The organism is Massilibacillus massiliensis, assembly GCF_900086705.1.
Taxonomy (GTDB): Bacteria; Bacillota; Negativicutes; order FLKF01; family FLKF01; genus Massilibacillus; species Massilibacillus massiliensis.
In genome coordinates this window covers 1113305-1125413 of sequence record NZ_LT575483.1, presented here as the reverse complement: position 1 = coordinate 1125413, position 12109 = coordinate 1113305, and the positions used below count along the sequence as shown (strand labels likewise).

Annotated in this window: 10 protein-coding genes; 9 read left to right on the top strand and 1 reads right to left on the bottom strand. The window is 38.2% G+C overall.

Translation table 11 applies throughout. The annotated features are described in order from the left end of the window. Window positions 1–7: 7 nt before the first annotated feature. From BN6559_RS05730 to BN6559_RS05720, 3 genes are all read left to right on the top strand, one after another. The gene (locus BN6559_RS05730) at window positions 8–2140 is read left to right on the top strand and encodes a DNA topoisomerase 3 (RefSeq protein WP_110953823.1); all 2133 of its coding nucleotides are present in this window, start codon (window positions 8–10) and stop codon (window positions 2138–2140) included. Between the two features lie 15 nt (window positions 2141–2155). Then, the gene (locus BN6559_RS05725) at window positions 2156–3382 is read left to right on the top strand and encodes a DEAD/DEAH box helicase (RefSeq protein ID WP_110953822.1); all 1227 of its coding nucleotides are present in this window, start codon (window positions 2156–2158) and stop codon (window positions 3380–3382) included. A 134-nt stretch (window positions 3383–3516) separates the two neighbouring features. Continuing rightward, window positions 3517–4929, top strand: coding sequence for a hemolysin family protein (locus BN6559_RS05720; RefSeq protein WP_110953821.1), 1413 nt, complete (start codon window positions 3517–3519; stop codon window positions 4927–4929). A gap of 92 nt (window positions 4930–5021) precedes the next feature. Here the strand turns inward: BN6559_RS05720 and BN6559_RS05715 are convergent, their stop codons facing one another. Continuing rightward, window positions 5022–5216: a hypothetical protein gene (locus BN6559_RS05715; protein ID WP_110953820.1), complete on the bottom strand. Its 195-nt coding sequence runs from the start codon at window positions 5214–5216 to the stop codon at window positions 5022–5024. 661 nt (window positions 5217–5877) lie between these two features. Between BN6559_RS05715 and BN6559_RS05710 the strand changes: the two genes are divergently transcribed. The 6 genes from BN6559_RS05710 (at window position 5878) to BN6559_RS05685 (ending at window position 12098) form a co-directional block, all read left to right on the top strand. Then, complete coding sequence (locus BN6559_RS05710; protein WP_199883777.1) at window positions 5878–7152, top strand: [FeFe] hydrogenase, group A; 1275 nt, start codon at window positions 5878–5880, stop codon at window positions 7150–7152. Window positions 7153–7168: 16 nt separating this feature from the next. Further along, window positions 7169–7480 (top strand): iron hydrogenase small subunit, encoded by a 312-nt coding sequence (locus BN6559_RS05705; RefSeq protein ID WP_110953818.1) that lies wholly within the window; start codon window positions 7169–7171, stop codon window positions 7478–7480. A 30-nt stretch (window positions 7481–7510) separates the two neighbouring features. Next, a complete protein-coding gene (locus tag BN6559_RS05700; RefSeq protein ID WP_110953817.1) occupies window positions 7511–8179 on the top strand; it encodes a cytochrome b/b6 domain-containing protein in 669 nt (222 codons plus the stop codon). A gap of 166 nt (window positions 8180–8345) precedes the next feature. Then, window positions 8346–10238, top strand: a complete 1893-nt coding sequence (locus BN6559_RS05695; RefSeq protein ID WP_110953816.1) for an ABC-F family ATP-binding cassette domain-containing protein — start codon at window positions 8346–8348, stop codon at window positions 10236–10238. A gap of 66 nt (window positions 10239–10304) precedes the next feature. Continuing rightward, window positions 10305–10670, top strand: coding sequence for a VOC family protein (locus tag BN6559_RS05690; protein ID WP_110953815.1), 366 nt, complete (start codon window positions 10305–10307; stop codon window positions 10668–10670). 162 nt (window positions 10671–10832) lie between these two features. Continuing rightward, complete coding sequence (locus BN6559_RS05685) at window positions 10833–12098, top strand: hexokinase family protein (RefSeq protein WP_110953814.1); 1266 nt, start codon at window positions 10833–10835, stop codon at window positions 12096–12098. Window positions 12099–12109: the final 11 nt, after the last annotated feature.

The following is a 12109-nucleotide window of genomic DNA, read 5'->3' as shown; positions in this document are numbered from 1 at the left end:
GTAAAATTTGAGATTATATATTGCCGAAAAGCCTAGTATGGGGGCAGAAATTGCGAAATGTTTGACTGGTCCGATTCAACGTAAAGATGGTTACTTAATAACGAAAGATGGTGTAGTAACCTGGGGATTTGGTCATATTTTAAGACAAGCCGAGCCAAATGAATATGATAGTAAGTATCAGAAATGGCGTATGGAGGATTTACCGATTATCCCGCAGGAGTGGAAGCTTTTAATTGATAAATCTTGTGAGAAACAATTTTATATTATCAAAGGATTAATTGATCAGGCGACAGAGATTGTGCACGCAGGTGACCCGGATCGCGAGGGTCAGTTGTTAATTGATGAAGTGCTTGATTATCTTCATAACGCTAAGCCGGTAAAGCGTATTTTACTCAATGCATTGGATGAAAAGAGTATCCGGAAAGCAATTGCGAGTTTACGTGATAATCAAGAATTCTTAAATTTAAAGCATTCCGCATTGGCGAGAGCGCGGGCGGATTGGTTGATTGGAATGAATTTATCAAGGGCATATACACTGGCTGCCCAGCGTGCCGGACATCGGATTACTTTACCGATTGGCAGAGTTAAGACGCCTACCCTTGCCTTGGTTGTTAGACGTGAGCGTGAACTCAAAAATTTTGTTCCGGTGGATTATTTTACGATTAAAGTTGATTTTGCCCATGAAAATGGCACAGTCACTGCAAATTGGAAACCCAAGGATGAGCAGATCGGTTTGGATAGTGAAGGCAGACTGCTGGATCAAAAGATTGCGGAAGCGTTGGCACAAAAATTTGCCGAGCATGAAACGCAAGGCGGACAAGTTGCTTTATACGAAACCGCAGAGAAGAAAGAATCACAAAGACTACCTTTTTCCTTATCTGCACTGCAGGTGCTCGCGGGAAAACGGTTTGGCTATGAACCGCAGCAAGTATTGGATACGGCACAGCGTTTGTATGAAAAGAAAATCACGTCTTATCCGCGTTCAGATTGTGATTATTTGCCGCAGAATCAATTTGATGATGCTAAGATTATATTGAGAAATTTAATAGAGATTTCTGATGCAAAATTGGCAAAATTGGCGCAGCAGGCAGATCCAAAGATTAAAAGCCGCGCTTGGAATGATAAAAAGATTTCAGCCCATCATGCAATTATTCCTACGCAGGAAAAATGCAATTTAAACACATTAACAGAAGTTGAGAGGAATATCTATTTTTTAATTGCACAAGCTTATATTGCACAGTTTTATCCCATCTATATTTATGATCAGACTAAAATTGAGCTTCATTATAAAGAAGAAACTTTTACGGCAAGCGGCAGGGTGATGAAGCAGCTTGGGTGGAAAGAAGTTTATGGTGCTGAGGCAGACGATAAGAAAGAGGAAGCGCAGGAAGTATTACCGGCAATGTCTAAAGGGGATTTGGTAGAATATATAAAGACGACGATTGATAAAAAATCTACCAAGCCGCCAACTCGATTTACGGCAGCAACATTGCTGGCAGCGATGAAAGAAATTCATAAATATGTTAAAAATCCTGAGCTAAAGAAAAAGTTGAAAGATGTGTATGGCATCGGGACGGAAGCGACACGTGCCACAATCATAAAAGAATTGATGTCGCGTGGGTTTATGGTGACAGAAGCAAAGAAAAAATTCTTGGTGCCTACAGATGCGGCATACTTGTTAATCGATGCTTTGCCTGATGAGGTGATTTATCCGGATTCTACAGCGATTTGGGAGAATAATCTGCATTCAATGGCTGAAGGCGATGCCGAATTGGAGCAGTTTGTGAGTGAACAAATTGGTTTTACTAAAATGCTTTGTGAAAAAGCAAATCAAACGAGTTTACCTTTGAATGGAGAACATCCGTGTCCGCGTTGCAGAAAAGGCGTATTGCAATTGAAAAATGGTAAGAACGGACCCTTTTGGGGCTGTAGCAATTTTCCTCGTTGTCGGGCGACTTGCGATGATGAAAATGGAAAGCCGAAGGAGATGGAGAAACTCGCATTGTGTCCGCGCTGTAAAGAAGGCAGTTTACGATTGATCAATGGGAAAAATGGCTCTTTCTGGGGTTGTACAAATTATCCGTCATGTACGGCTACATATAATGATCTAAATGGTAAACCTAATATAGGGACCACATGATAAAAGGAGAAATTTATGAGTGAAAAATTTTTGCATTTAGGGATTAGCCCGGTGTTAGAACAATCTTTAGAGAAAATTGGTATTGTCGAACCTACACCAATTCAAGCGAAAGCGATACCGGAGGCATTAGAAGGAAAGCATGTGATTGGGCAGTCCGCGACTGGCACGGGGAAGACTTTGGCGTATCTGTTGCCAATGCTGCAAAATATTGAAGCAGCGAAATCAGACGTGCAGGCTGTTGTTTTAGCACCCACTTATGAATTAGCCATGCAAATTTATCGTCAATTGGAAATCGTACTGAAAAATACAGAGCTTATGATACGCTGTACTTCTTTAATTGGCGGAGCGAATATTGCGCGGCAAATTGATAAATTGAAAAGTAAACCGCAAATTATTGTTGGTTCGGCAGGTCGTATCATTGAATTGCAGAAAAAGGGTAAAATAAAATTACAAAATGTAAAAACTTTGGTGCTGGATGAGGCCGATCGATTGTTAGACGATCAAAATTTACCGAGTACGCGTACAATCTTGAGCAGTGTGGCAACAGATTGTCAGCATTTATTGTTCTCCGCGACGATTTCTCCGCGTACAATTCGCAGAACTGATTTTATGAAAAATCCAGTGTTTATGAATTTGAAAGAGGACGTTATCGCAAAACCTAATATTGAACATTTGTATTTTATTGCTGATTTTCGTGATAAAATAGAGGTACTACGTAAATTAACACGAATATTAAATGTAAATCGTGGCTTGGTTTTCGTAAATCGCAGTGATGATATTGCGATTACAACGGAAAAATTAAAGTTTCACGGGCTTAAAGTGTCTGGTTTAAATGGAAGTGCCAATAAGCTGGAGCGGAAAAAAGCATTGGATGATTTCAGCAAAGGGCGGATTCAATTGTTGGTTGCATCTGATGTGGCTGCACGTGGATTGGATATTCAAGATATTGATTTTGTTATCAATCTTGATTTGCCGGAGGATGAAAAAGTATATTTGCATCGTGTAGGCAGAACTGGACGTGCCGGTAAATCTGGTTCGGCAATTTCTCTGGTTTCACCAAAAGAAGTCATAAAGTTAGGTGAATATGCAAAGAAAATCAAAGTTGATTTACAACCAAAGAAAATGCTGCATGGGGAAATTGCGGATTTTTTAACGAAACCAAAACCTAAAAATCGTAAAAATCCATTTCGTAAGACCGATGCAGCGGATGGATCACCGATGAAGAAAAAGGACAGAGTATAAGAAGGACTGTGTTGAAATAATACGTGAATCGCAGGTGGAGACATTTTTATCAATTATACTTACAAATATAGCAGAAGAAGAAACAAGTATAGGATGTTATTGAATTTAGGAGGTGAACTTATTACTCAACTTAGATGGGTAATGAGGAATTTTTGGAGTCTTCGTCAGTAGTGTTTAATTTATTTTTGGTGTTTATTTTAGTGTTGTTGAATGGTTTTTTCGTTGCAGCTGAGTTTGCAATTGTAAAAGTACGTGCATCACGAATTGATATTTTATTACAAGAGGGCAACAGCAAAGCAAAATATGCAAAAACTTTAGTGGATAATTTAGATGCTTTCTTATCTGTAACACAGCTTGGGATCACCTTGGCATCTCTTGGTCTTGGCTGGATTGGTGAACCGGCTGTTGCAAGACTTATCCATCCATTGATTGTGGCATTTGGAATATCTCCGGAAATCGGGCATACGATTGCCTTTGTTGTAGGATTTTCTTTGATTACTGCGCTGCATATTATTTTAGGGGAGCTTGCGCCAAAATCACTCGCTATACAAAAGGCAGAAGCAGTTGTATTATTTGCGGCTGTACCAATGATCGGTTTTTACAAACTGATGTATCCTGTCGTATGGTTTTTGAATCATGTTGCGAATTGGATTCTAAAGCTTGCAGGAATTCAAGTAGCGACTGAAGGTGAAGTGGCACATACCGAAGAAGAGATCCGCATTTTAATGGAAGAGAGTCATAAACAAGGGTTTATCGATAAAACAGAGTTGACTTTTGTAGACAATATTTTTGATTTTGCTGAAAGAAATGCACGTGAAGTTATGATTCCGCGAACGGATATGATTTGCTTATATATAGAAGATTCTTTTGAAGAAAATCTGAAAGTTGCTTTAGAGGAACATTTGACACGTTATCCGATCTGTGACCAAGATAAAGATAATATTATTGGATTTTTGCATATGAAAGATTTATTACGGGCACTCGCAAATGGAGAAAAGCCCGATATTCGTACACTGGCAAGAAATGTTGTAGCTGTACCAGAGTCTATGCCGCTTAGCAATTTATTAAAAATGCTGCAAAAGCAACGCGCGCAGATTGCGATTGTTGTAGATGAATATGGCGGAACTGCCGGTATGGTAACAGTCGAAGACATTCTCGAAGAGATTGTAGGAGAAATCCAAGATGAATTTGATGAGGAACGTCCATTTGTAGAAACCAGAGAGGGGAATATGTACTCTGTCGATGCGAGACTGTTATTAGAAGAAATTAATGATATGCTGGAAATGAAACTTGATTCGGAAAGCTTTGATACGATTGGCGGATGGCTTTATTCTCAGATTGAAATACCTCCCGTCGTCAATGAAAAAGTCGATTATGACGGTGATGAATTCATTGTAGAAGAAGTCGATAATGTTCGTATTACACGCGTTTTAATCAAGGTCAACCACCAGTTCTCCGAAGAGCATGAAGAATTAGAAGAATTAAAAGATGCAACTACGCAAGAAGAAAAACAAGAAAGTGAAAATAACATCAAACAGACGAATTAACATAAAAGATAAAAAAGACCGATGGCGTTACCGCAGTTCATGCGGCAACACCATCGGTCTTTTTTTATCTTTTGGAGGGGGGAGCTCCATAACTACAAGTTCTTATTTGCATGTCTGATTTCTAATTCGGTAACAAGATCAAGTGCTTGAATTTTACAAAGTAGTTCTTGTTTATTGATTATATTTTTGTCACAGAGGAGCTCAATGAAACTTGATAACACCAAATTCGTTTTATAATCGACTTCTTTTAAGTCGGCAATTTGTCCTAAAATATCAACTTCAGTCATAAATTATAATGACCTCCTTTGTTTTAGTATATCCAAAATTTTCAATTGCAATGCATAGAAAAGAAAAACGTATAAAAAATACAATTAAGTTTATTTATTAAAATATTATTAATTTTTATGCATGATAGAACAAGAGAAATACAATTAATTTATTTAATTATTTGATAAATATAAACTATGATAAATATTTCACATTATCTATAAAATTTATTCATAAGTATGTACTTTGTAAGAATTAAATTGTATAATAGAGTCGAATAGTGGAGCGCAAGTACTTGAAAAAGGCATATTTTATTGATAAATAGCTTCGAAGGCTGAATGTAAACAGATTGATTTTGCCAAGAAGATATTTTTTTTGTGTGAGCATCGAAAAGTATCGAATTTGGTATCTGTCTTAAATGATCAATGTGCTTAAGTTTATGCAAGTCAACGGAAGACTTTTATTTTTTTGAATGACGATCGTATTTTATATTGCAATTATTTTTTTATGAAGCGGATGTTGTTTTATATAAAAGCAAAGTGGACTCGGAATATTCGGCTTTGTTAGCTGCGCTGAACTGTTAGGTGTATTATCACAATGTTTAAGTGAATCGCTGTTGTTTACGGAGTGAAGTTTTTCATTTTAGATTGCTTAACATTCAATTTTTAGATGTATGAAGGATTGGGGGAGATTACTATTAAAAGTTATCAAGCAAAAGAGTTGAGTGAGATCATTCAAATCGATGCAAAAGAATGCAAAGGTTGTGATTCATGTAAGTCTTTTTGTCCAACTGGTGCAATCAATGGTAAGTATGGTGCCACACACAGTATTGACAATTCAAAATGTCTGCAGTGTGGACAATGCTTAGTAAATTGTCCGTTTGGTGCAATCAAAGATATTGTGGATCCTGTAGAAATGATTGAGCAAAAATTGAAAGACAAAAAAATAACCGTTGTTGCAACAATGGCTCCTGCAGTACGTGTAGCTCTTGGTGAAGAGTTTGGCATGGAACCTGGCACAATCGTTACTGAGCAAATGTATGGAGCCCTTAGGAAGTTAGGCTTCAAAATTATTGATACAAATTATGGTGCGGATAATACCATTATGGAAGAAGGCACTGAACTGATTGAAAAAATCAGACATTATGTTTTAGGTGAGCCTACGCAGCATCATCTTGGTGCACTTCCGCAATTTACTTCTTGCTGTCCGGCATGGGTACGTTTTGTGGAACTTGAATATCCTGATTTAATACCGAATTTATCATCGGCGAAATCTCCGATGCAAATGGCCGGACCGGTTGCGAAAACTTACGGGGCTACAAATGTTTGGCAAACAGAACCGGAGAATATTTTTGTTGTCGGCATTATGCCTTGTACTGCGAAAAAACTAGAGGCTTCGCGTCCGGAATTTAATAGCGCGTCTACCTATTGGAAAACAAAAGGCAGAAGTGCAGATTACCCAGATATTGATACTGTTATCACAACAAGAGATTTAGCACGTATGATTAAAAGTGCCGGAATAGATTTAAACACAGTAGAACCATTCACTGACAGCGATAATCCTTTGGCAGAATATACTGGTGCGGGTACGATCTTTGGTGTAACAGGCGGTGTTATGGAAGCAGCGCTTAGAACAGCATATTTTGTTATTACCGGTAAGGAATTAGAGGGCGTTGATTACAAGCCGGCACGTGGTCTGCAAGGTGTAAAAACGGCCGAAGTTCCAATGAAAGATGCAAAGACTGGTAAGGAAATCGTATTGAAGATCGCAATTGCCCACGGTACGAAACAGAATGTCAGACCACTTCTTGAAGAAATCAGAGCTGGTAAATCACCATATCATTTTATTGAAGTGATGAACTGTCCTGGTGGCTGTGTAAACGGCGGCGGACAACCAATTAATCCAATGGGGACTTCTTGGATTGATAAAACAAAAGCAATCTTCCCATGGTCTTAAGGAGGCGTAGTAGAGAATGGCAAATTATAATTATGTCGAAAAAGCAGTAGAAGTAACGCGTCGTGAATTCATTGCACTCGCTGGTGTAGCTGGTGCGATTCTTTGGACGGGCGCGTATGCGGTTACAGATGTTGTACAAGACCGTAATAAATATATTAAAATGCGTACAGCGGGGCTTTATAGAGACGATGCGAACGCTAAAAAACGTCAAAGCCATAACAATGCAGGATTACAAGATATGTATGATAAATTAGCCGGCAGACCTTTAAGTGATTTGTCTGAACACTTATTTCATACAAAATATGTTGATAGAACAAAACTCGGTTAATTGAAAAACATAATAAAGGGGGCCGTTTGAATGGCACATCATGAATATGATGATCAAGCAGTTGTACTAAAGCATGGTTTAAGTACACGAATCTTTCACTGGGGCTTGGTTCTAGGCTTTTTACCAGCTGCGTTAACGGGAATTATTATTTGGTTAAAACCAGGCAGTGAGGATTTTGTTAATTTAGCGATGAAAATACATATTATTGGCGCGTGGATTTTGTCAGTGTCTTGTGTATATTTCTTTCTTTTTTGCTATAAACGTGTTGTTGCGTTTTGGAGAACTGCATTTCAGTGGGATGCGGATGATATAAAATGGATGTCAGTATCAGGCGGATATCCGCATAAAATTTTCTTAGGTAAAACAATTCCGGTTCCACCTATGGGGAAAATGAATTCTGGTCAAAAAATGCTTGGAATTATGGTGTTTTTCGGCACGATTGTTGTAATTGTCACGGGGTGGCTTTTATATGCCTTCCTTCCGATGCTTCCAAAACAAGTTGCGCAATATGCAGATTTACTGCATTTGTTTATCGGCCTTTTCTTAACCTTAGCAATTTGCTTCGGACATATTGTACTCAGTGTTTACAACTGGGGTGAATGTGTATGTATGTTTGGTGATGGAACAATGAAGGTTTCTGAAGCCGCACATCATAACGAATTATGGGTAAAAAATGAAATTGAGCCTGTGAAAAAATAAAGCTAAGCGGACTCGCTTAAAATTAAATCGCCTTTTTATCAGTATTTTTGCTGATAAATGGGCGATTTCTTTGTATAATAAAGAGAGCATCGTTTGCAGAGAAAATAAAAAAGCGGAGACGCAGATTGCACTGCAGCAATTGTAGATGGAAAATGAGGATACAGATATGATTTTATCAATTGAGCATTTAACAAAAACTTATGGTGAGAAAACCTTATTTGAAAATATTAGTTTCGGTATCGAAGAAGGAGATAAAATTGGTATTGTAGGTGTCAATGGGACGGGGAAATCAACGTTTATTAAAACGGTAGCGGGTTTTTTACCAGCAGATCATGGAACCTTTATAAAGATGAAGAGTATGCGGATTGAATATTTATCGCAAGAAAATGAATTAGAACCGGAGCATACTGTTTTAATGGAAGTTTTCAAAGGGAATTCACCGATGATGCATGCACTACGTGAATATGAGCTGGCATTGGAGTTGAGTCAGTCAGAACCGGAAAATCAAGAATATCAGATGAACATTCTCCAATATAGTCAAAAGATAGATGCATTAGATGGCTGGAAACTGGAGAGTGATGCAAAAACTATTTTAACAAAATTGGGAATTTATAATTTTTCAGCGAAAGTAGGCGCTTTATCAGGCGGACAGCAAAAACGTCTGGCTTTGGCAGGGGCCTTAATTCAGCCTTGTGATTTGCTAATTTTGGATGAACCAACAAATCATCTCGACAGCGAAACGATTGCATGGCTTGAAGAGTATTTACATAAGATAAAAGGTGCGTTGCTTATGGTCACGCATGATCGTTATTTTTTAGATCATGTTGCGACAAAGATTTTAGAATTAGATAAAGGAAAAGCATATACCTATACAGGCAATTATACCAATTTCTTGGAGCTAAAGGCGGCACGAGAAGAACGAGAAGAAGCGAGTGAACGTAAACGACAGAATTTATTGCGTACTGAATTGGCGTGGATGCGTCGCGGTGCGCAGGCGAGATCGACCAAACAGAAAGCACGGATTGAACGATTTGAAGATCTGCGCAATCAGAGCAGTGATTTGACGAAAGCGAAAGTTGAGATGGGACTTGGTGCCGCGCGATTGGGCAGAACAGTGATTGAGCTTGAGAAAGTGTGCTTTACGATTGATGATAAAACCATTCTTCGTGATTTTGATTATGTCATACTTCGTAGGGATCGCGTCGGTATCCTTGGCGCGAATGGATCGGGTAAATCGACATTACTCAATTTAATTGCCGGTAAATTAAAACCGTCGTCAGGCAATATTTTGGTTGGTCAAACGGTGAAAATCGGTTATTTCTCGCAAAGTAATATGGATATGGATGAACGTCTTCGAGGAATCGAATATATTCGTGAAGAAGCACATTTCATGACCATGGCAGATGGCAGTAAATTGAGCGCGTCTCAGCTCATGGAGCTTTTTTTATTCCCAAGTGATTTACAATGGACACCCATTGCGAAACTATCTGGCGGAGAAAAACGGCGGCTTTTTTTACTGCGTATTTTGATGAGCGAACCAAATGTGTTATTACTTGATGAACCAACCAACGATCTTGATATTCAGACATTAGGGATTTTAGAAGACTTTATTGATCAATTTCAAGGGGCGATTATTTTTGTATCACATGATCGTTTTTTTGTAGATCGTTTGGCACAGAAAGTTTTTGTGTATCAAAAAGATGGCAGTCTGCGGCAATATGTTGGTGGTTATTCAGATTACCAAGCAGTTGTAGCACTTGAAGAAGAGCAAAATAAAGTAAACGAAGAACCGCAAATTGAATCATCAGCGAAAGAAAAGCCGCGTCTTAGCTCAAAACGTAAATTATCTTTTAAAGAACAGAAAGAATACGAAGAAATTGAAGGCGTAATTGCAAGTGCTGAAGGTGAGTTGGAAGTCGTTCGTAAACAAATCAATACGGCAGGGGCTGATTTTACGTTATTACAAGAGTTGACGAAACAAGAAGAACTGCTGAGCCAAAAAGTTGATGCATTAATGGAACGGTGGGCGTACCTAGAGGAAATTGCACAAGGTAATTAGCAGGAATCTGCAGAGATTTCGTAGAATAATTTTCTTTGAGAACTGAATCTATGAGGAGTGAACATAATGAAATTTAAATTTTTGCATAACAACTTAAATGTATTAGACTTGAAAAGAAGTTTAGCGTTTTATAAACAAGCATTAGATCTTGAGGAAGTACGTCGATTGGAGAGACCCGAGTTTACCTTAGTATATCTTGGCGATGGAATTACGCCGCATCAACTAGAGCTGACCGAAATTAAAGGACGCAAGGAACCTTATAATTTGGGGGAAAACGAAATTCATCTTGCTTTCAGTGTAGAAGATTTTGCTGCTGCATATAAATTGCATGAGGAAATGGGCTGCATTTGCTACGAAAATAAAGAAATGGGTATTTATTTTATTTCCGATCCAGATGGGTATTGGTTAGAAGTTTTACCGGCAAAAAGATAATTGTAAAGAACAAGGCTAAAAACTGCTGCCAACCATGAACACAGTTTTTAGCCTTATTTATTAACCGATTTTATGATTGCATAAATTAACTAGTTTATGCTTTGTTTTTTTTGTGCTACAATATGAGTATTGGTAAAGTAAAAGTAGGAGATGACTATTATTTTGAATAACAAGAATTTTCAGGATATTATAGATGCATTTACTGTGAAAAAAGAAGAACTAGATCAGATTGCTGCAGCTTTTAGACGAGATATTGTCTTAGGCTTAGAGGAAAAAGATGTATCTTCTTTTAAAATGCTAAAATCTTATTTACAATTACCGACTCGTGATGAAAAAGGTTTTTTTATTGCACTCGATTTTGGCGGAACCAATATTCGTGCTTTGTTAATTGAGTTACTTGGCGATGGAAAAGTAAATATTGTAAAAAAAGCTGCAAAACAACTTGTCACAAAAGAGTATAATTATATCTCTGCGCAAACTTCTGCTGAAGCGCTGTTTGATTTTATTGCGTGTTTAATTTTGGAGGTTGCAGAATCAGACAAGGACTATTTACTAGGGCATACTTTTTCCTTTCCATCCGTACAGACTGATTTAAACAATGCTGCATTGATTACGTGGACAAAGGAATTTGCTGTCCAGGGTGTAGAAGGAAAAATCGTAAATGATTTACTGGCGGCTGCGCTGAAAAGACGCGGCATAAACAATATCAAGCCTGTTGCTGTTATAAATGATACGGTAGCTACTTTACTTGCAGCAGCATATCGGTATGATCATACTGATATCGGCTCTATTTGCGGGACTGGTCATAATACCGCCTATTTAGAATCTTATCGTGGTTACGGAAAGGCAAGGATGATTCTGAATTTAGAAAGCGGTAATTTTGATAAACTCGTGCCAAACAAATATGATAGGATGATTGATGAACGAAGTGACAAACCAGGACAACAGCGGCTGGAGAAGATGGTTTCGGGAAAATATCTAGGGGATTTATTTTTCACTGCAATTGGTGAGGTGCTTACAGTGCAGGAAAAAGAAAATCCATTCGACGGGGCTGATTTATCGATCATTCTTTCAGATCAAAGCCAAAATTTGGGTGCAGTTTCTAAGTTAATGAAGGAAAAAATCTTCCTTGACTTAGATGAGAAAATCTGTGTATGGATAAAAGCGATTGCAGAAACCATCGTCATTCGATCGGCGCGTCTGATTGCCGCTTCTTATGTTGCAATTATATGGCATATAGATGGAGATGAATTTTTAAATCATCATACGATTGCAATTGACGGTTCATTGTTTGAAAAGATGCCATACTATAAAGAGGCTATGCAACAAGCTATCTATGAAATTCTTGGACAAGATGCGCAAAAAGTACAGCTGGTTTTGGAAAATCAAGGTTCCGGCGTAGGCGCAGCGATCGCGGCAGCAATTTAGGTTTAGTGAGG